This window comes from Brenneria sp. L4-2C, from assembly GCF_040240335.1.
Taxonomy (GTDB): domain Bacteria; phylum Pseudomonadota; class Gammaproteobacteria; order Enterobacterales; family Enterobacteriaceae; genus Brenneria.
The window spans coordinates 105,301-123,698 of record NZ_JBEIAC010000008.1; the positions used below are offsets into that span (position 1 = coordinate 105,301).

At 55.2% G+C, this 18,398-nt stretch carries 13 protein-coding genes; 10 read left to right on the forward strand and 3 right to left on the reverse strand.

What is annotated here, in order from left to right; genetic code table 11:
* Positions 1–8 precede the first annotated feature (8 nt).
* A complete protein-coding gene (locus ABRZ26_RS13555) occupies positions 9–1,145 on the reverse strand; it encodes an ABC transporter substrate-binding protein (protein WP_319604664.1) in 1,137 nt (378 codons plus the stop codon).
* Between the two features lie 727 nt (positions 1,146–1,872).
* Between ABRZ26_RS13555 and ABRZ26_RS13560 the strand changes: the two genes are divergently transcribed.
* The 4 genes from ABRZ26_RS13560 (at position 1,873) to rluA (ending at position 9,922) form a co-directional block, all read left to right on the forward strand.
* The gene (locus tag ABRZ26_RS13560; protein WP_319604665.1) at positions 1,873–3,471 is read left to right on the forward strand and encodes a sensor domain-containing diguanylate cyclase; all 1,599 of its coding nucleotides are present in this window, start codon (positions 1,873–1,875) and stop codon (positions 3,469–3,471) included.
* A gap of 111 nt (positions 3,472–3,582) precedes the next feature.
* Positions 3,583–5,949: a DNA polymerase II gene (locus tag ABRZ26_RS13565; RefSeq protein WP_319604666.1), complete on the forward strand. Its 2,367-nt coding sequence runs from the start codon at positions 3,583–3,585 to the stop codon at positions 5,947–5,949.
* Between the two features lie 302 nt (positions 5,950–6,251).
* On the forward strand, positions 6,252–9,155 hold the full coding sequence (gene rapA, locus ABRZ26_RS13570) for an RNA polymerase-associated protein RapA (protein ID WP_319604667.1): 2,904 nt from the start codon (positions 6,252–6,254) through the stop codon (positions 9,153–9,155).
* Between the two features lie 89 nt (positions 9,156–9,244).
* Positions 9,245–9,922, forward strand: a complete 678-nt coding sequence (rluA, locus tag ABRZ26_RS13575; protein ID WP_319604778.1) for a bifunctional tRNA pseudouridine(32) synthase/23S rRNA pseudouridine(746) synthase RluA — start codon at positions 9,245–9,247, stop codon at positions 9,920–9,922.
* A 72-nt stretch (positions 9,923–9,994) separates the two neighbouring features.
* On the opposite strand, the gene djlA is transcribed toward rluA, so the two are convergent.
* Entirely contained in the window at positions 9,995–10,861 is an 867-nt protein-coding gene (djlA, locus tag ABRZ26_RS13580) for a co-chaperone DjlA (protein WP_319604668.1), read from the reverse strand.
* Between the two features lie 186 nt (positions 10,862–11,047).
* On the opposite strand from djlA, the gene lptD reads away from it, so the two are divergent.
* The 6 genes from lptD to apaH all read left to right on the forward strand — a co-directional run bounded on the left by lptD (position 11,048) and on the right by apaH (position 17,844).
* The gene (gene lptD, locus ABRZ26_RS13585) at positions 11,048–13,408 is read left to right on the forward strand and encodes an LPS assembly protein LptD (protein ID WP_319604669.1); all 2,361 of its coding nucleotides are present in this window, start codon (positions 11,048–11,050) and stop codon (positions 13,406–13,408) included.
* A gap of 97 nt (positions 13,409–13,505) precedes the next feature.
* Positions 13,506–14,801: a peptidylprolyl isomerase SurA gene (gene surA / locus ABRZ26_RS13590; protein ID WP_319604670.1), complete on the forward strand. Its 1,296-nt coding sequence runs from the start codon at positions 13,506–13,508 to the stop codon at positions 14,799–14,801.
* A complete protein-coding gene (gene pdxA / locus ABRZ26_RS13595; RefSeq protein ID WP_319604671.1) occupies positions 14,801–15,802 on the forward strand; it encodes a 4-hydroxythreonine-4-phosphate dehydrogenase PdxA in 1,002 nt (333 codons plus the stop codon). Before surA ends, pdxA begins: the two co-directional genes overlap by 1 nt.
* Positions 15,795–16,613 carry a 16S rRNA (adenine(1518)-N(6)/adenine(1519)-N(6))-dimethyltransferase RsmA gene (gene rsmA / locus ABRZ26_RS13600; RefSeq protein WP_319604672.1) on the forward strand — a complete coding sequence of 273 codons (819 nt, stop codon included), beginning with the start codon at positions 15,795–15,797 and terminating at the stop codon, positions 16,611–16,613. The genes pdxA and rsmA overlap by 8 nt, the downstream gene beginning before the upstream one ends.
* A gap of 14 nt (positions 16,614–16,627) precedes the next feature.
* Positions 16,628–17,005 (forward strand): Co2+/Mg2+ efflux facilitator ApaG/CorD, encoded by a 378-nt coding sequence (gene apaG, locus ABRZ26_RS13605; RefSeq protein ID WP_319604673.1) that lies wholly within the window; start codon positions 16,628–16,630, stop codon positions 17,003–17,005.
* Positions 17,006–17,007: 2 nt separating this feature from the next.
* On the forward strand, positions 17,008–17,844 hold the full coding sequence (apaH, locus tag ABRZ26_RS13610; protein WP_319604674.1) for a bis(5'-nucleosyl)-tetraphosphatase (symmetrical) ApaH: 837 nt from the start codon (positions 17,008–17,010) through the stop codon (positions 17,842–17,844).
* Between the two features lie 56 nt (positions 17,845–17,900).
* On the opposite strand, the gene folA is transcribed toward apaH, so the two are convergent.
* A complete protein-coding gene (gene folA, locus ABRZ26_RS13615; RefSeq protein ID WP_319604675.1) occupies positions 17,901–18,383 on the reverse strand; it encodes a type 3 dihydrofolate reductase in 483 nt (160 codons plus the stop codon).
* Positions 18,384–18,398: the final 15 nt, after the last annotated feature.

Here is an 18,398-nt window from a genome sequence, read left to right on the forward strand (position 1 = left end):
GGTATAAATTAAGGGTTAACAACCGTTTTAAAGGCCAATTGGCCGTTTTTGACTTCATTGATAACGGCGTTTCGGATCGCATCGCCATCTTTCAGCGTCAACGTGCCGGTAATGCCGGAAAAGTTACTGGTTGCGCGGATTTTCTCATTGACGCAAACGCGGTCTTTCGGATCGCTGCACTGGTTCATCGCGTTGACGATCATCTTGTAAGCGTCAGCGGTCATCGCTCCCCAGGTGTGGGTAGGCTCTTTATATTTCTCTTCCCAGGCCTTGATGAATTTCTCGCCTTCCGGGGTCTGTTCTTTGGCATTCGGCGAGTAGTAATCGGTGGTCATGTAGCCTTCAACCGCGTCCTGACCGAGCTTGAAGAATACCGGATCGGCCGCCAGACCGTCGCCGCCGACGACCGGCACTTTCAGCCCCAACTGTTTGGCCTGCACGGCGATCAATGCGCCTTCGGTGTAATAAATCGGCATATAGATCATGTCGACATTTTTAGCTTTGATGGTGGAAAGCTGGGCTTTGAAATCCTTGCTGCCCCCCGGCGCCTGCACTTCGATCGGGATAGTGCCGCCGTTTTTAAGGAACTGGGTACGGAAGGATTTTGCCAGACCGACAGAGTAATCGTTGCTGCTGTCGAACATGATGGCGGCGGTTTTCGCGCCTAAATCACGCGATGCCAGGTTGGCGCCCACCACCCCCTGGAAACTATCGGAAAAGCACACGCGGCTGACGTATTCGCGGTTGCGGGTAACACGGTCATTGGTCGCGGTCGGAGAAACCAGCGGCGTTTTGGTGTCTTCCGCCATTTTGGTCATCGCCATCGTATTGGTGGAGGTCACCTCTCCAATCACCGCATCGACTTTATCGCTGGAGACCAGACGCTGCATGGCGTTAGCCGCTTCGACCTTGTCGCTTTTGTCATCAATAATCACCAATTTGATCGTATCGCCGTTTTTCAGCGTCGGCTCCATGCTGTTTACCAACTCAACGCCTTTCTGAGAAGGTTGCCCATAACCGCTAAGCGCCCCGCTTAAAGGCAGCACCACCCCGATTTTCACTTCCGCAGCCATTGCGCTGCCGGCACCGATGACAGAGGAAACGAATGCTGCAGCTACAGTTATCCTGACAAATTTTTTATTCATGATCGCCTCTTTAATGATGAGTGATGCAAATCCCAGTAATGAAATAAAGCCGTATGCCTGACGGTAAGAATCCCCAAAGCGCCACAGGGATATATTCTGTTGGCCGAATTAAATTCAGCAATAAATGTGCCAAAACCATTAAATCGCGATTAACAGATTAATAAACAACAGAAAAATTGATTTATTGAACTTGATAAAATAGGCGGGAAGAGAGTAAAAGAAGCGGGATGCACCAATTTGTTTCGTCGTTGCTTTTAAAAAGTGCGTTGGCATAAATAGCAAAATTTTATAAGTAAATCAGTCACCCATCGCGGCCTGGCCATATAACGCCTTTGCGAGCGCAAGAGATTATTTATATTCTACCCATAGCGCCTTAAACCCTGTTTTTATAGTGATAATTTCTTTAAATAAGCCGTTTTCCAGTTTTTATGCCAAAAACAGCGCGCCGGGATACCTGTATACCAGACGTTATAGAAAAATTTATAATTCCCGCGCAGGGTGTCTATAATAAACTCTCGCTGGTTTCAGATTTTCTCATCTCGCGCTTTTAACCACGCTATGGATTCTGGACTCAACACATCGCGTTATCCCTGTCAGGCTATGTAATACTAAATAATATAATTACATTGATAATAGTTTTCAGGATAATTATTTTACAGGCCATACATCTGCACCTATGATAGCGGCCATTTTCTCATCACTGCGTCAATCTGCCAAAAAAACACGTATGCTGTTAAGACCATTCAATCACATCGGATTGCGTCGACTAATATTGCTTCTGGCTATCGCCAGCGCGTTAATCATGCTCGTTAACAGTTTTTATGCCAGTTACCGGGTTCAGCGCCAGCTCCTGATCGATAGCACATTGGAAGCCAATCGCGTGTATGCCACAAAACTGGCCGCGATGACGGATCTTTTCTTTAACTCGGCGCTGCAACAATTAGCCTATAGCGCCGACATCGTCTCCCCCCTGATTGACGATACGTCAAGCCTGGTGAAGGAAACCGAACGCATCGGATTACAAAGCCACAGTTTCAACACCGCGATTATCGTGGACGAACATGGCGTGATCAAAGCCGCGTTTCCCGATGCGCCTCACTTTATCGGACAAAGGTTGACGACACCCGGCGTACAGGAAGCGCTGCGGGAAAAACAACGCTTGATCAGCGAACCTTATGTCTCCGTGGCCAATAACCTTATCGTGCTGATTTCATCGCCGATATTTAACCGCGACGGCCAGTACAAGGGATTTGTCGGCGCCTCCATTTATCTAAAGAAACCCAGTATTCTCAATACATTACTTGATCAGCATTACTATCGGGACGGTTCCTACATTTATGTTACCGACAAAAACCGCAAGATGCTGTACCACAAATACATCGGGCGGATCGGCGAAACCGTCAACAACGACCTGACGATCAATCCCTCGACCGACAGCAACGGCAGCCAGGAAATTCTCAATACCCAGGGTCACAAAATGCTTGCCGGATACGGCATTGTTCCGGCAAATAATTGGGAAGTGGTGGTGGTGCGCTCGACCAGGGAAACGTTAAAACCGCTGGATAGCCTGATGATGAACGTGTTGCGTCATTCGCTCCCTCTGGCCGTGTTGACCATACTCGGCGTCTGGCTGCTGGCCCGCCTCATTGCCCAGCCGCTGTGGCTGCTGGCCCGCAGCGCCAATAAGATGGACTCGCTCAACGTTTCCGACGATATCAGGAAAATTCATTCCTGGTATTTTGAGGCGACGCAACTCAAGCAGGCCATGTTGATTGGCATCGATCTGCTACAGAAGCAAATCGGCAAACTGCGTTCGGAGGCCCAAACCGACCCGATGACCGGTCTGCTCAATCGCCGCGGGCTGGAAGGCATTCTGCGCTACTGGCTGGTCGGGCAGAAACGCTTCGCCATCATCACGCTGGACATCGATCACTTCAAACGCGTTAACGACACGTTCGGACATGATATTGGCGATAGCGCCATTAAATATATGGCTAAGATCATTCGCTCCAGCGCCCGTGAATCCGACATTTTATGCCGTAGCGGGGGGGAAGAGTTTCTCATCCTGCTGCCTGAAACCGAGCTAAAGATAGCGTCCGGTATCGCGGAACGGTTGCGCAACGCGACGCAGGAAGCCATGATCCCGCAAGTCGGGCGCATCACAATCTCGCTGGGCGTGTCACAGTGGTCGCCGGGCGTACATAACATCACCATCGAACAAGCCTTTAAAAAAGCGGACGAAGCGTTGTACAAGGCCAAACAGGCGGGACGCAACCGGGTGGTTACCGCGGCTGAATCCGTCCGAGTCGGCCGGGATCGGGTTTAATCCCCGCGCGCCGCCGCCATCCCTGCGACCAACCGGTTAGCAAACGGCTGGACAATGACTGTATAAATAACCATACTTTATGGCATTATCGTATTGAAAAAGGCCGCCTTAGTGACCCAGACTCGTCAGGGCTTTATCCTCACCCGTCACTGGCACGATACCCCTGACGGCACACAGGTGGAATTCTGGCTGGCGACCGATGAAGGGCCGCTACAGGCCCGCCTGCCGTTGCAACAGGCGGTCGCCTTTATCCCGGCGTCGCAACAGACGCAGGCCGAGGCATTGCTGCGCCGTGAAAAGCACTGGCGACTGCGCCCGCTGTCGCTACAGGACTTCCATCACCAGCCCTTGCTGGGTTTATACTGCCGCCAATACCGCCAGTTGCTGAAACTGGAAAAAATACTGCGTGAAGGCGGGGTTCAGGTTTACGAGGCCGATATTCGCCCGCCCGAACGTTTCCTGATGGAGCGTTTTATTACCGCCCCCGTCTGGCTGAGCGGCGAACCCACGGCTTCCGGTCTGCTGACTCAGGTGCGCATGAAACCCAGTGCGGACTATCGCCCCAACCTCAGGCTGGTCTCGTTGGATATCGAAACCAATCGCCACGGCGAGCTTTACTGCATCGGGCTGGAAGGCTGCGGTCAACGTCAGGTTTATATGCTCGGCCCGGCGAATGGCCGCCCAGCCGGGACGGACGATTTTGCGCTGGAGTATGTCGCCAGCCGTCCGCTGTTGCTGGAAAAACTGAATCAGTGGCTGCAATTGCACGATCCCGACGCCATCATCGGCTGGAATCTGGTGCAGTTCGATCTGCGGGTGTTGCAAAAACACGCCGAACGTTACCGTATCCCGCTGCAGCTGGGGCGCAACGGCAGCGAGGTGACGTGGCGCGAGCACGGTTTCAAACCGGGGCATTTTTTTGCCGACGCGCCGGGACGGCTCATTATCGACGGCATCGAAGCGCTGAAATCGGCGACCTGGAATTTCGCCTCGTTCAGTCTGGAATTCGTCGCGCAATCGCTGCTGGGCGAAGGCAAAGCGATTGATACCCCCTATCAGCGCATGGACGAGATCGATCGCCGGTTCGCCGAAGATAAGCCCGCGCTCGCCCGCTACAATCTCAAGGACTGCGAACTGGTGACGCGCATTTTTGACCAAACGGGGCTGATGCATTTTTTGCTGGCGCGTTCGAACGTCACCGGTCTGGCGGCCGACCGCAGCGGCGGTTCGGTGGCGGCGTTTACCCATCTTTATCTGCCGCGCATGCACCGGATAGGGTATGTGGCGCCCAATCTGGGTGAAATCGCGCCGGAAGCCAGTCCGGGGGGATTTGTGATGGACTCGCGCCCCGGTTTATACGATTCGGTGCTGGTGCTGGATTACAAAAGCCTGTATCCGTCGATCATCCGCACTTTTCTGATCGATCCGGTGGGTCTGGCCGTCGGCATGCAACAGCCCGACGAACGTCACGCGGTCGCCGGTTTTCGCGGCGCCTGGTTTTCCCGCGATCGTCACTGCCTGCCAGCGATTGTCGAACATATCTGGCAGGAGCGGGAAGCCGCCAAACGCAGCAGCAACAAGCCGCTGTCCCAGGCGTTGAAAATCATCATGAATGCTTTTTACGGCGTGCTGGGATCCAGCGGATGCCGCTTCTTCGATCCCCGTCTGGCGTCTTCCATTACCCTGCGCGGTCACGAAATCATGCTCAAGACACGCGAGCTGATTGAAGATCAGGGCTATCAGGTGATCTACGGCGATACGGACTCCACCTTTGTATGGCTCAAACGCGCGCATGCGGAAGAAGAGGCAGCCCGAATCGGCAAGCAACTGGTGCGACAGGTCAATCAGTGGTGGAAAGACCATTTACGGCAAAGCCACGGGTTAAGCAGCGCGTTGGAGCTGGAGTTTGAAACCCACTTCCGCCGCTTTCTGATGCCAACCATTCGCGGCGCGGAACAAGGCAGTAAAAAACGCTACGCCGGACTGATCATGACCGACCAGGGCGAGCAAATGGTATTTAAAGGGCTGGAAACGGTACGTACTGACTGGACGCCGCTGGCGCAACGGTTTCAACAGCAGCTCTACCTGCTTATCTTTCAGCAAAAGCCTTATCAGGAATGGCTGCGGGATTATGTGCGCAAAACCCTGAACGGCGAATTCGATGAGCTGTTGATTTATCGCAAACGGCTGCGTCGTCGTCTTGACGATTATCAGCGCAACGTGCCGCCCCATGCCCGGGCAGCCAAAATCGCCGATGACTATAACCGTCGACAGGGGCGGCCGTTGCAATATCAGAACGGCGGCTGGATTAGCTACGTGATCACCGCCAGCGGGCCGGAGCCGCTGGAAACCTACCATTCGCCGCTGGATTATCAACACTATGTCGAGCGCCAGCTACAGCCGGTGGCGGACGCCATTCTTCCCTTTTTGCACGATGATTTCTCCACCCTGGTCACCGGCCAAATGGGGCTATTTTGATAATCCGCGGCGGGTCCGGGCGTTTGATCAGGTGACGAACGCGCCGCCATCCATTACCATAGCGCCCTTTCTGGATTGGCATCATCAGTTCCATCTCTTATCAGATAATTGCCAATACGCATCAGACCGATGACATGATTTATCGCCATGGTCATTCCCGCGTACCGCTAAAGCCAGAATGACAATGCGGAACAGGAATGACAGCGAGGAATACCGCAACGCCGCATTAATCCGCGTTGTCCGTATTCCTACGGTATGACCCGACACTATCCCGACACAGACAAAAATCGAGCAAAGAATTTATGCCTTTTACACTTGGTCAACGCTGGATCAGCGATACGGAAAGCGAACTTGGATTGGGAACAGTGGTTTCCGTCGACACCCGCATGATTACCCTGCTTTTCCCGGCCAGCGGTGAAAACCGTCTCTATTCCCGCAGCGATGCCCCCATCACCCGCGTCATGTTTAATCCCGGCGATACCGTCACCAGCCACGAAGGTTGGCAGCTCCAGGTAGAAGAGGTACGCGATGAGAAGGGTCTGCTGCTCTATATCGGTCGGCGTCTGGATGATGACTCGGCGGCCGAGCTGCGTGAGGTTCTGCTGGACAGCAAGCTAACGTTCAACAAACCGCAGGATCGCCTGTTCGCCGGCCAGATTGACCGCATGGACCGCTTTGCCCTGCGCTATCGCGCGCGCGCCAATCAGCACCAGCAGGCGCTGCAACAGTGGGGCGGACTGCGCGGTATGCGCGCCAGCCTGATCCCGCATCAGTTGCACATTGCGTACGAAGTGGGCCAGCGCCACGCGCCGCGCGTCTTGCTGGCGGATGAAGTCGGTCTGGGCAAAACCATTGAAGCCGGGATGATTATCCATCAGCAACTGCTGGCCGGACGTGCCGAACGCGTGCTGATTATCGTCCCGGAAACCTTGCAGCACCAGTGGCTGGTGGAAATGCTGCGCCGCTTCAACCTGCTGTTTTCGCTGTTCGACGACGAGCGTTACGCTGAAGCCAAACTGGACAGCAGCAACCCTTTTGAAACCGAGCAACTGGTTATCTGCTCGCTGAGTTTTGTGCAACGCGACGCGCAGCGTTTTAATCAGTTGGTCAATGCCAACTGGGATCTGCTGGTGGTGGATGAAGCCCACCATCTGTCCTGGAGCGAAGACCGTCCGAGCGCGGAGTACCTGGCGGTTGAACAACTGGCGCAAAATATCCCGGCGGTGCTGCTGCTTACCGCCACGCCGGAACAGTTGGGTCAGCAAAGCCACTTTGCCCGTCTGCGTCTGCTCGATCCGAGCCGCTTTCATGACTATCGTGAATTCGTCGATGAACAGCGCCGCTATCGTCCGGTCGCCGATGCGGTGACCTCGCTGCTGTCCGGGGAAAAGGCCACCAGCGCCGAACTCAATGCGCTGAGTGAATTGCTGGGCGAACAGGATATCGAACCGCTGCTGAAAGCGATTAACAGCGACAGCGACGACAATCAGAAAGCCCGTCAGGAACTGATTACCATGCTGATGGATCGGCACGGCACCAGCCGCGTGCTGTTCCGCAATACCCGTCAAGGGGTGAAAGGTTTCCCACAGCGCATTCTGCATCAAATCCGCCTGCCGCTGCCTGCTCAGTATCAGACGGCAATCAAAGTTTCCGGCATCATGAGCGCGAAAAAAGCGCCCGAGGCGCGCGCGCGCGAAATGCTCTATCCGGAACAGATCTATCAGCAGTTGGAAGGCGATGACGCCACCTGGTGGAACTTCGATCCCCGCGTTGAATGGTTGCTCAATTATCTGACGGCGAATCGCGACGAAAAGGTGCTGGTGATCTGCGCCAAAGCCGCGACCGCGTTGCAGTTGGAACAGGTGCTGCGCACCCGGGAAGCCATCCGCGCCGCCGTATTCCACGAAGGATTATCGATTCTCGAACGCGATCGGGCGGCCGCCTATTTCGCCTCGGAAGAAGAAGGCGCGCAGGTTCTGATTTGCTCGGAGATCGGCTCCGAAGGCCGTAACTTCCAGTTCGCCAGCCATTTGATCATGTTTGATCTGCCGTTCAATCCCGATCTGCTGGAACAGCGCATCGGCCGTCTGGATCGTATCGGTCAGACACGGCAAATCCAGATTATGATCCCCTATCTGGAGCATACCGCGCAGGCGATGCTGGTCCGCTGGTACCACGAAGGGCTGGATGCTTTTGAGCACACCTGCCCGACCGGCCGCGCCATCTATGACGCGCACTACGATGAATTGATTGAACGATTGACCACCCAGGGCGAACAGCAAGGTCTGGATGAATTCATTCGCGCCTGCCGACAACAGCACGATCGGCTCAAACAGCAGCTTGAACAAGGCCGCGACCGTCTGCTGGAAATGCATTCCAACGGCGGCGAACAGGCGCAGATACTGGCTCAGTCTATCGCCGAACAGGATAACGACATCAATCTGGTCACCTTCGCCCTCAATCTGTTCGACATCGTCGGCATCAATCAGGAAGATCGCAGCGATAACCTGATTATCCTGACGCCGTCCGATCATATGCTGGTGCCCGACTTCCCCGGTTTGCCGCAGGACGGCTGCACCATCACCTTCGATCGCGATCAGGCGCTTGCGCGCGAAGATGCGCAGTTCATCAGTTGGGAACACCCGCTGATCCGCAACGGGCTTGACCTGATCCTGTCCGGCGACACCGGCAGTTGCGCCGTATCCTTGTTGAAAAACAAAGCGTTGCCGGTCGGCACCTTGCTGGCCGAGCTCATCTATGTGGTGGAGGCGCAGGCGCCGAAACACCTGCAACTGACGCGTTTCCTGCCGCCGACGCCCATTCGGCTGCTGATGGATCGCAAAGGCGCCAACCTGGCCGGTCAGGTGGAGTTCGAAAGCTTCAACCGCCAGCTCAGCGCGGTGAATCGTCATACGTCGAGCAAGCTGGTGAATGCCGTACAGGCGGATGTCCATGCCATGCTCCAGCAGGCCGAACCGCTGGTGGAGGCGCAGGCTCGTCAGTTGATTACCGACGCGCAGGCTCAGGCCGATCGGCAGTTGCGCCGTGAGCTGGAGCGCCTGGAAGCGCTCAAGGCCGTCAACCCCAACATCCGTGAAGATGAATTGAGCGCGCTGGAAAATCAGCGTGAGCAGGTATTAACCAATCTTCATGAGGCGAACTGGCGTCTGGACGCTATCCGTCTGGTGGTGGTTACGCATCAGTAGCGGTATGTTGTCTGGCCACCCCTTTCCGGCCCTCCCCTTCGCAAGGGTGGGTCGGAAAGGGGTTAGCGATAAAGCGCGACGCGTTATCAATAGCCTGGAGAAAGGCATTATCGATGGAACCTTACAATCCCCCCACCGATCCCTGGCTGCACATTCTGTATCAGGATCGGCACATCATGGCGGTGAACAAGCCCAGCGGCCTGCTCTCGGTTCCCGGCCGCGCGCCGGAACACAACGACAGCGTGATGAGCCGTATTCAGGCGAACTACCCTGACGCCCAGTCCGTGCATCGTTTAGACATGGCGACCAGCGGCGTCATCGTCGTCGCGCTGACCAAAGCCGCCGAACGTGAATTAAAACGCCAGTTTCGTGAACGAGAGCCCAAAAAATCCTACATTGCCCGCGTCTGGGGATGGATGGAATCGGATGAGGGCTTAATTGACCTGCCGCTGATTTGCGACTGGCCGAACCGGCCGAAACAGAAAGTCTGTTTTGAACAGGGCAAAGCGGCGCAAACCGAATATCAGGTTCTGGCCCGCGACGGCGACGGCACCACGCGCGTCAAACTGATGCCGATCACCGGACGCTCCCACCAGTTGCGCGTCCACCTGCTGGCCCTGGGCCACCCGATTCTGGGGGATGGTTTCTATGCCCATGAGCAAGCCAGAGCCAAAGCGCCGCGCCTGCTGCTCCACGCGCAGGAACTGCGCATCACGCATCCCGAATTCAACACGCCGATGCATTTTCGCTGCGAAGCGGATTTTTAGGATTTTTATCATTGGCCGATGGGAAGGCTGTGCGGACAGAACAAGAAAAGGCGAAACGGCGGGGACAGGGAATTATTTAAACTGATTGGCGCTTTTCAGCAATTCATAGGCGGCCTGAATATCCTGAGCTTTGCGTTTGGCCATTTCCATCATGCGCGGCGACACCCCTTTCGCCACCAGTTTATCCGGGTGATGTTCGCTCATCAGCTTACGATAGGCGCGCTTAATCGTCGCCGCATCGTCATTGCGATGCACGCCCAGCGTACGGCAGGCGCTCTCCAGCGTGGGGCCGCGCGGGGGCGAGGGCTGGCGATGCCCGCCATAGGAGTATCCGCCGGACGACTGACCGCGCCGCTGATAAGACTTTCCGTCCTGTCCGGCGCCGGATTCGGACTGGCTGGCCGCGCCTTCCATATTGCGCAGAAAAAATTCAAACTGCTCGCGGCTTACGCCAAGTTCGTCGGCAATAACATACAGCATACGTCTTTCGTTCGGATGCAGCGCCCCGTCGACAAAAGCGACCTGAATCTGAATATCCAGAAACATCTTAATTAAATCAAAACGCCCCAGACAGGCATCACGCAGTTTCCGCAATTTAAGACGCAGCGGAAAATGACTGGATTTCCCCTCGCGGAAGGCCTGTTGCGCCGCCGTTCGCGCGGCGCCGAACAGCTCCAGCCGATCCATCATTTGGGTGGCAATCCGGATATCGGCTTCCGTAACCCGCCCTTTGGCTTTGGTCAGATGCCCCATCGCCTGAAAAGTCGTGAGGAAAAACAGTGACTGGCGAGTGGATTGAGCGGAAAAAAAGTCACGGCGACGCGATGCCCTGGCCCTGTCGACCATGTGTCCCATCAGCAGTCCCAGCACGATCCCCCAGATGCCGCCGCTGGACATAATCCCCAGCACCAGCCCCAGCAACTTTCCCCAATACCGCATATACTCCTCAAATCCTCATGCCGTCGGCTAAAAATTGCTTTATCATACCCGTCATTTATCTTTGCACCTAACGGCAGCGCTTATAAAACAGTGGGGATTTAACACTGGCGCAACGCTGATGACTGATATAGTCTCTGACCGTTTGCCGGCGTGATGCCTCCGATAACGGAATACCTGATACAGCGTATGAAAAAAAGTTTTCCAACCCTGCTGGCCACCCTGATTTGGTCGGCGCTATACAGTCAACAATCGCTGGCCGATCTCGCCGAACAGTGCATGCTGGGCGTCCCCACGTACAACCGGCCGCTGGTCACAGGCGATCCGAATCAATTACCGATCAATATTCAGGCCGACAAAACCGAAGCCAGCTATCCCGACAGCGCCCGATTCATCGGCAATGTCAACATCGAGCAAGGCAACAGCGTCCTGACCGCCGAGCAGGTGGAGCTCGACCAGATCGGATCCGATAGCCAACGCTCGCCCACCCGCACCGTGACCGCGACGGGCAATGTCCGCTACGATGACAACCAGGTCATCCTGAAAGGCCCTAAAGCCTGGTCGAACCTTAACACCAAAGACACGGATGTGTATGAAGGCGACTATCAGATGGTTGGTCGTCAAGGGCGCGGCGCGGCCGACAAAATGAAAATGCGCGACAATAGTCGCTACACCATTTTGGAAAACGGCACCTTTACCTCCTGCCTGCCCGGAGATAATAGCTGGAGCGTCGTCGGTTCGGAAGTGATTCAGGATCGGGAAGAACAGGTGGCCGAAATCTGGAACGCGCGCTTCAAGATCGGCAACGTACCGGTATTCTATAGTCCTTACCTGCAATTACCGATTGGCGACAAGCGGCGCTCAGGCTTCCTGATCCCCAACGCCAAGTACGGCAGCAGTAACGGCTTTGAGCTTATCACGCCATACTACTGGAATATCGCCCCGAATTTCGACGCCACCATCACGCCGCATCTGCAAACCAAACGCGGTATGCAGTTGCAAAACGAATTCCGCTATCTGACCGCGCCCGGCGCCGGCACCATCCAGTTCGACTGGTTGCCCAGCGACGACGAATACGCCAAAGACGTCCCCGATGACGACAACGATACTCGCTGGCTGTTCCACTGGGAACACAACGGCGTGCTGGATCAGGTATGGCGCTTCAACGCCGACTATACCAAAGTCAGCGACGATCGCTACTTCACCGATCTGGACTCGCGATACGGCTCAAGCACCGACGGTTACCTGACGCAGAAATTCAGCACGGGCTACGCCAATCAGAATTGGGACACCACGCTATCCGTCAAGCAGTTCCAACTGCTTTCCAGCTCAAGCAGCCGGGACGTCTATCGCGCCGAACCCCAGCTCGATATCAATTATTACCAGAATGATATCGGCCCGTTCGATATGCACCTTTACGGTCAGGCGGTAAAATTCACCAACGTGAATACCAACCGGCCGGAAGCGACGCGTCTGCATTTTGAACCGACGATCAACCTTCCGCTCGTCAACCGTTGGGGCAGCCTGAACAGCGAAGCCAAATTGCTGGCGACGCATTATCAGCAGACCAACCTTGAGCGTTACCAGGCCGATTCGTCGGTTGCCGACAGCGCTAAAAATGATTTGAAGGATTCGGTCAATCGCGTAATGCCGCAGTTCAAAGTTGACGGCAAAATGGTGTTCGATCGCGAAATGGACTGGGCGGCGGGATACACCCAGACGCTGGAGCCGCGGGCGCAGTACCTGTATGTGCCGTACCGCAATCAAAGCGATATCCATACGTATGATTCCACGCTGTTGCAATCCGACTACTCCGGTCTGTTCCGCGATCGGAGTTACAGCGGCCTGGATCGCATCGCGTCGGCAAACCAAATCGCAACCGGGGTCACCTCCCGAATTTATGATGACGTTTTGGTTGAACGTTTTAATGCCTCTGTAGGTCAAATCTATTATTTTAATCGCCCTCGCACCGGCGATAGCAATATGTCGCTTGACCGCAGCGATGATAACGGCAGCATGGTATGGGCCGGCGACGCTTATCTGAAGGTCGATGACCGTTGGGGCTTACGAGGAGGGTTGCAGTACGACGCCCGCATCAATAAGGTGGCGCTGGGCGATGCCGTGGTGGAATATCGCAAAGACGCTGAACGGCTGGTACAGTTGAACTATCGCTACGCCAGCCCTGAATATATTCGGGCAATGCTGCCGAACGTGCAGAATCCCGGTTTTCAGCAGGGAATTTCGCAGGTGGGCGTCACCGCCAGTTGGCCAATCGCCGACCGTTGGGCCGTTGTGGGCGCTTACTACTATGACACCAAGGCCAGTCAGCCCGCCAACCAGTTGATTGGCGTGCAATATAATACCTGCTGCTGGGCCGTCAGTATCGGCTATGAACGTAAAATTACCGACTGGGACAGCGCCAGAGCCAACAGCGTTTACGACAACAAAGTGTCGTTTAATATCGAATTACGTGGTTTAAGCAATAATTACAGTCTGGGCTCCGAAAAAATGCTGCGTTCAGGCATTTTGCCTTATCAACGCGCGTTCTGATAAACAGAACGGCGCGCGGAAAGAAACCGTTGCGACAGACAGACTGTGTCAATGAAACTTCTAAGCCCGCCTTGCGGATGAAATAAATGGGAAAGGTATGAATAACTGGAGAACGCTTATTCTCGGATTGGCACTGACAGCCTCTACCGCGTTCGCAGCGCCACAAGTGGTTGATAAAGTTGCCGCTGTAGTGGATAACGGCGTTGTATTAGAAAGCGATGTGAACAGTCTTTTTCAGTCAGTCAAGCTGAACGCGCAACATGCGGGTCAGCAATTGCCGGATGACGCCACGTTGCGTCATCAGATTATCGATCGTCTGATTATGGATAACATCGTCCTGCAAATGGCGAAAAAGATGGGTCTTCAGGTTACGGATGAGCAACTGGAACAAGCCATCGCCAATATCGCGTCCCAGAACCGCCTGACGCTTAATCAGTTGAAAAGCCAACTGGCTTATGAAGGCATTAACTACAACGCCTATCGCGAACAGATTCGCAAAGAGATGCTGATCGCCGAAGTCCGCAATAATGAGGTTCGTCGCCGCGTCAGCGTTCTGCCGCAGGAAGTCGATGCGCTGGCGAAACAGATCGCCAACCAGACGGGTGAGGATGACGAGCTGAATTTAAGCCACATCCTGCTTCCGTTGCCGGAAAACCCCACGCAGCAACAGGTGGATGAGGCGGAGACCCTGGCCAATTCGCTGGTGAAACAACTCAACGAAGGCGCTGATTTCGGTAAACTGGCTATCGCCTATTCCGCGGATTCTCAGGCATTGAGCGGCGGGCAGATGGGCTGGGGTAAACTGCAAGAGATCCCGACGCTGTTTGCCGAAAGACTGATGCAGGTCGAGAAAGGGCAGATTGTCGGCCCTATCCGTTCCGGCGTGGGTTTCCACATTTTGCGCGTCAACGATATTCGCGGCGGCAATCAAACGGTATCGGTCACTGAATTCCATGCCCGTCATATTCTCCTGCGGCCGTCTGTGGTGATGACCGACGACCAGGCACGGGAGAAACTGGCGGAAGTGGCCCAGCAGATCAAAAGCGGCAGAGCCGATTTCGTTTCCCAGGCGAAACAATTGTCGCAGGATCCCGGTTCAGCCAACCAGGGCGGCGATTTGGGTTGGGCTTCCCCCGACATGTACGATCCGGCTTTCCGCGATGCGTTGGTGAAATTGAAAAAAGGCGAGATCAGCCAACCGGTTCATTCCGCCTTTGGCTGGCACCTGATTCAACTGCTGGATACCCGTCAGGTTGATAAAACCGACGCGGCGCAAAAAGAACGTGCATACCGGATGCTGTTTAACCGGAAATTCGCCGAAGAGGCGCAGACCTGGATGCAGGAACAACGCGCTTCGGCTTATGTGAAAATTATTGATGGCGCAAATAATTAATGCACACTGAAAGCAGTACGCAACGCGTTGTGATTACGCCCGGCGAACCGGCCGGGATCGGCCCCGATCTGGTGATTGCGCTGGCGCAACGGTCATGGCCGGTGGAGTTGGTTGTTTGCGCCGACCCTGACCTGCTGATGAGCCGCGCGCTGCAACTACGCTTACCGTTAACGTTGCAGTACTACCAACCGGGGCAACCCGCGCAGCCGCAGCGGGCCGGGAGTCTGACGATACTGGCGATCCCCGCCCCCGCGACCGTGGTGGCGGGAGAGCTTAACGTCAACAATAGCCCTTATGTCGTCGATACGCTGGCGCGGGCCTGCGATGGCTGCCTGAACGGGGAATTCGCCGCCCTGATTACCGGGCCGGTTCACAAAGGCATTATCAACGATGCCGGCGTGCCGTTTAGCGGACATACCGAGTTTTTCGCCGATCGCAGCCATTGTAAACGTGTCGTCATGATGCTGGCGACCGAAGAGTTGCGCGTCGCCCTGGCGACCACGCATCTGCCGCTCGCCGACGTTTCCGCCGCGATTACCCGGGAATGTCTGCACGAAGTCGTTACTATTCTGCATCATGACCTCCAGACCAAGTTTGGTATCGCACAGCCGCAAATCTACGTCTGCGGTTTGAATCCTCACGCCGGTGAAGGCGGTCATATGGGCCGTGAAGAGCTGGACGTCATCACACCCGCGTTAGACGAACTACGCCGGCAAGGCATCGCCTTGATTGGCCCGTTACCCGCGGATACGCTGTTCCAGCCGAAATATCTGCAACATGCCGACGCGGTGCTGGCGATGTATCACGATCAGGGGCTGCCGGTTCTGAAATATCAGGGATTTGGCCGCGCGGTCAATATCACGCTGGGCTTGCCGTTCATTCGAACTTCGGTCGATCACGGCACCGCGTTGGAACTGGCCGCTACCGGCGCTGCCGATCCCGGCAGCTTTACCACGGCATTAAACCTTGCCATCAAAATGACAACACACATTAATGAATAATCGAGTACACCAAGGTCACTTCGCCCGTAAACGCTTTGGGCAAAACTTTTTGAGCGATCGTTTCGTGATCGACAGCATCGTTTCGGCGATTTATCCGCAACCCGGTCAGGCCATCGTTGAGATCGGCCCCGGCCTGGGCGCGTTGACGGAACCGGTCGGCGAACGCATGGATCGGTTTACCGTGATCGAACTGGATCGCGATCTGGCCGCTCGGCTGGCAACCCATCCGACGCTGAAAGATAAGCTGACCATCATTCAGCAGGATGCCATGACGGTGGATTTTTCGGCATTAGCCGAACAGGCAGGGCAATCGCTGCGGGTATTTGGTAATCTGCCCTATAATATTTCCACACCGCTGATGTTCCACCTGTTCAGCTATACTCAAGCTATTCGCGACATGCATTTTATGTTGCAAAAGGAAGTGGTTAACCGTCTGGTCGCCGGCCCCAACAGTAAGGCTTACGGTCGCTTAAGCGTGATGGCCCAGTATTACTGCCAGGTGATCCCGGTGTTGGAAGTACCGCCTACGGCGTTTAAACCGGCTCCGAAAGTCGATTCAGCCGTCGTCCGTTTGGTTCCTCATACACAGGTTCCGTATCCGGTGAGCGATATTCGCGTATTGAGCCGGATTACGACTGAAGCGTTTAACCAGCGTCGTAAAACGCTGCGCAATAGCCTGGGTAATCTCTTTACGCCCGCGCAACTGGCTGAGTTGGATATCGATTCGGGCTGTCGGGCCGAAAATGTTACGGTTGAGCAATACTGCCGATTGGCGAACTGGCTGACCGAGCATCCTACAGCACAGGAATAACTGGAGTTGTCGTGATGATTAATGCGCCCCGCGTTTGTGTACAGGTTCAGAGTTTCTACGTCGAGTCTCAGTCACAGCCTGATGAAGAACGTTTCGTCTTCGCTTACACGATTACTGTCCGCAACCTGGGGCGGCATGAAGTCAAACTTTGCGGTCGTTACTGGTTGATCACCAACGCCAATGGACGTCAGACCGAAGTTCAGGGCGAAGGCGTGGTTGGCAAGCAGCCGGTCATCCAGCCGGGAAGCGAATTTCAGTACACCAGCGGCGCGATTTTGGAAACCCCGTTGGGGACGATGGAAGGGCATTACCAGATGCTCGATCATCAAGGCGACGCTTTTCAGGTCAGTATTCCCGTATTCCGTCTGGCTATTCCCTCACTGATACATTAATTATGTCTACTTATTTGATTGGCGATGTTCACGGCTGTTTGGTTGAACTCGAAGCGCTATTGGCGCAAATTTCCTTTAACCCCGAACAAGATACGGTATGGCTGACCGGCGACCTGGTCGCCCGCGGCCCTGACTCGCTTGGGGTGCTGCGTTTTGTCCGCTCGCTCGGCGCATCGGCCCGGGTGGTTTTGGGCAATCACGATCTGCATCTACTCGCCGTCTACGCGGGGATCAGCCGCAACAAACCCAAGGATCGGCTCAATGCGCTGCTGGATGCGCCGGACGTCCACGATTTGATTAACTGGCTGCGTCGGCAGCCGCTTTTGCAGGTTGATGAAGAGTTAAAGCTGGTGATGGCGCATGCGGGGATTACGCCGCAGTGGGATCTGGAAACCGCCAAAATGTGCGCGCGCGAAGTGGAGTCTATTTTGAGCAGCGATAGCTATCCGCTGTTCCTCGACGCCATGTACGGCGACATGCCGAATCACTGGAGCCCTAAACTCAGCGGCCTGCCCCGCCTGCGTTTCAGCACCAACGTCTTTACCCGCATGCGCTACTGCTTCGCCGGCGGTCAGTTGGATATGATCTGCAAGGAGCCGCCGACTCAGGCGCCCTCTTTGCTGAAACCCTGGTTCGAGCTGCCCAGCCAGGTCGCGGGGGAATATGCCATTGCTTTCGGCCACTGGGCATCGCTGAACGGCAAGGGGACGCCGGATAATATCTACGCGCTGGATACGGGCTGCTGCTGGGGGGGAGAACTGACGATGCTGCGTTGGGAAGATAAGCAATACTTTACGCAGCAATCCCTGTCTCATTCCGATGCGGATAATATCCAATAATCCGTCAGCCATAATGACTGGGCGCAGTCTCCGTACTGCGCCTCGGACAAAAATCTCTAGTTTCTTTGCAGAATTTCGAAACAATAGCTATGAGAGTTGCGCTCATCCGCATCATGAAATTCGCTGAACGTGGACTGCCACTCATCAGGTTCATAATCCGGAAAATGCGTATCGCCTTCCACTTCCGCGTCAATATGGGTCAGGTACAGACGGTCGGCCAGCGGCAACATCTGCTGATAAATACTTCCGCCGCCGATCACCATCACTTCCTCCGCCTCTCCGGCGGCCGCTATGGCGTCATCCAGTGAAGAGACCCAGGTGACGCGCTCATCATCGCCGGGATGACTGCTGACGACAATATTCAGTCTGCCGGGCAATGGCTGGCCGATAGAGCGGAAGGTATTACGACCCATGATGATCGGCTTCCCTAATGTATTGCGCTTAAACCATGCCAAATCCGCCGGTAAATGCCACGGCATGGCATTTTCCATGCCGATCACACGATCCACAGCCAATGCGGCAATCAAACTAATAACCATGGTGAAACCCTGTAG

Bases quoted from the DNA above. Each gene is read 5' to 3' on its own strand.
- djlA (WP_319604668.1), bottom strand. From the start codon at position 10,861: ATGCGGTATTGGGGAAAGTTGCTGGGGCTGGTGCTGGGGATTATGTCC.
- ABRZ26_RS13555 (WP_319604664.1), bottom strand. From the start codon at position 1,145: ATGAATAAAAAATTTGTCAGGATAACTGTAGCTGCAGCATTCGTTTCC.
- apaG (WP_319604673.1), top strand. From the start codon at position 16,628: ATGATTAATGCGCCCCGCGTTTGTGTACAGGTTCAGAGTTTCTACGTC.
- folA (WP_319604675.1), bottom strand. From the start codon at position 18,383: ATGGTTATTAGTTTGATTGCCGCATTGGCTGTGGATCGTGTGATCGGC.
- pdxA (WP_319604671.1), top strand. From the start codon at position 14,801: ATGCACACTGAAAGCAGTACGCAACGCGTTGTGATTACGCCCGGCGAA.
- ABRZ26_RS13560 (WP_319604665.1), top strand. From the start codon at position 1,873: ATGCTGTTAAGACCATTCAATCACATCGGATTGCGTCGACTAATATTG.
- rapA (WP_319604667.1), top strand. From the start codon at position 6,252: ATGCCTTTTACACTTGGTCAACGCTGGATCAGCGATACGGAAAGCGAA.
- rsmA (WP_319604672.1), top strand. From the start codon at position 15,795: ATGAATAATCGAGTACACCAAGGTCACTTCGCCCGTAAACGCTTTGGG.
- apaH (WP_319604674.1), top strand. From the start codon at position 17,008: ATGTCTACTTATTTGATTGGCGATGTTCACGGCTGTTTGGTTGAACTC.
- lptD (WP_319604669.1), top strand. From the start codon at position 11,048: ATGAAAAAAAGTTTTCCAACCCTGCTGGCCACCCTGATTTGGTCGGCG.
- surA (WP_319604670.1), top strand. From the start codon at position 13,506: ATGAATAACTGGAGAACGCTTATTCTCGGATTGGCACTGACAGCCTCT.